The sequence below is a fragment of the Streptomyces sp. PA03-5A genome (assembly GCF_033792725.1).
Taxonomy (GTDB): domain Bacteria; phylum Actinomycetota; class Actinomycetes; order Streptomycetales; family Streptomycetaceae; genus Actinacidiphila.
Genome location: NZ_JARAVL010000086.1, coordinates 1 through 1,281, shown reverse-complemented (window position 1 = coordinate 1,281; position 1,281 = coordinate 1). Strand labels below are relative to the sequence as shown.

The window sequence follows — 1,281 nt, the reverse complement described above, 5'->3', positions numbered from 1 at the left end:
GAGCACGATCAGCTGCAATGCGCTGATGAGCAGCGTCGAGCGGCTGACCAGCAGGTTGCGGCTCAGGTCGGCCGCCAGGGCGGGCAGCTCACTGCTCGCCGTTGTCTTCCCGTTCAGTTGCTTGTCGTCCAGTTGGCCCACCGTCCGGCGGACGTCCTGGCCGACGCGGTCGAGGCGGGCGGTGGTCACGGCGGAGAAGTCGGCCCCCGCCGTCCACTGGACCTCGGCCGCAGGCACCGCGCCCGCCGCGAACGCCCGGGGATCGGTGAGCATCGGGCCGTAGGTGGTGAACGACAGCGTCCGCACGCCGCGCCCGGCCAGCGGGTCCAGCCGCCAGTACAGCGCGGACGGATCGGCCGGCCGGTACAGGCCGGTCAGCCGCACGCGCAGCGACGGCCCGTTCCGCCGGTCGGCGAGCGTGATCACATCCCCCGGCGCCACGCCGAGCGCCTTCGCGGCCGTGTCGGGCAGCGCGACCGGCACCGGGCCTTCGGCCCGCGGCGCGTCCGGGAAGGTCCCCTCGACCATGGTCACCCGGGACCGGTCGAACGTGGCGAGCAGCGTGAGGTCCGGATTGTCCGAGCGCGACGCACCCGCCGGGCGCAGCCGCGTCGGCAGCCCGTACGCGCCCGAGCGGGTGCTGGACGAGACCCGCACCGGCAGCCCGTCATAGGCCCCCGCGAGGGTCTTGCGCACGCGGGAGTCCAACCGCCCGGCGTCCTGGTCCGTCACCTCGGACGTCACGTCGATCAGCGTCCTGGCGGCCGACGGCCCCTGAAGCGCGCGCCGCAGTCCGGCGTCCCCGACCGCGGCGCTGAACGCGGCCAGCGTGGCCACGGCGCAGGTGGTCAGGACGACGGACAACAATGCGGCAGCGAGTAGCAGCCGGTGCGCGCGCAGGCGCAGCAAAACGAAGCCCGGCACCATGCCCCCCGTTCTCGATGCCCGTAACAGTGTGTTGCGAGTGCACGACCGGGTCACCGCCGAGCGGGGGGAGCGACACAGACTACGCCCATGCCACGACGTGACCAACAACTGCCCCATTGCCACACGAAAGTGGGTGGGCGCACGATCGGATGCTCATCGTCATCTTAAGCCTGCGTTTGTTTCCATCGTGTGAACAGGGGCTCAGCTTGGTGGCGCTTATGCTGGCGGGCATGAGCGAGGGACTGCTGGAACGGTGTGAGGGCCCGGGGGGCGACGGGGCGGCCTCCGAGGCGATGGTGGTGGTCGAGGACCTGGTGCGCACCTTCGGTGCCGGGGACACCGCGGTGCACGCCC

Annotated in this window: 1 pseudogene; it reads right to left on the bottom strand. The window is 72.1% G+C overall.

Features of this window, described 5'->3' with window-relative positions:
• Positions 1-927 (bottom strand): annotated as a pseudogene (locus PV410_RS44580) (ABC transporter permease); the annotation flags it as partial.
• Between the last annotated feature and the right edge of the window lie 354 nt (positions 928-1,281).